Consider the following 623-nt stretch of genomic DNA (forward strand, 5'->3'; position numbering starts at 1 on the left):
TGCCCCGCCGATGTAGAGCTCGCCGACCGCCCCGAACGGCACCGGTGCGCCATGCCGGTCGAGAAGATACACACGCGTGTTCGCAATCGGGCGGCCGATATGCGGCGAAGCGATGTCACTAAAGAGCTGTCCCGATGTCGCCACGACGGTGGCTTCAGTAGGGCCATAGTTGTTTATGAGCTTTAGCGCCGGTGGTAGAGGCGCCGGCACACGCAGGAGGCGATCACCGCCAATCAGCAAGCACTTCAACGTGGGATTTACAAGCTGGGTTTCCAACGCGATGGTGGCCAGCGGCGTAGTCAAAAAGGCGGTGTCGAGCGATTGATCACGCCACCATTGCAGCAGATGAGGAGATTCTGCTGCTGATGCTTTTGGCGGGAGGAGCAATGTGCTGCGGTTGTATAAAGCAGACCAGAGTTCCCAGGTGCTGGCATCGAATGCCACTCCAGCCGTCATTGCGCAGCAGATGTCTGGTGGCGGACAAAACGTCTGCAAATGCCATGCTGTAAGATTGATCAAACTCTGATGCTCGACCATGACGCCCTTTGGCGTGCCGGTGGATCCGGAGGTGTAGATGATGTAGGCGAGATGGCGGGAAGTGAGGCCGAGGGCGCGGGGGTCGG

General features: G+C 59.2%; 1 protein-coding gene. It reads right to left on the reverse strand.

What is annotated here, in order from left to right:
• Positions 1-623 (reverse strand): AMP-binding protein (locus tag QN219_RS33785; protein WP_284004764.1); only part of this gene is annotated, 623 nt, incomplete at both ends.

The organism is Sinorhizobium sp. 8-89, from assembly GCF_030124325.1.
Lineage (GTDB): Bacteria > Pseudomonadota > Alphaproteobacteria > Rhizobiales > Rhizobiaceae > Sinorhizobium.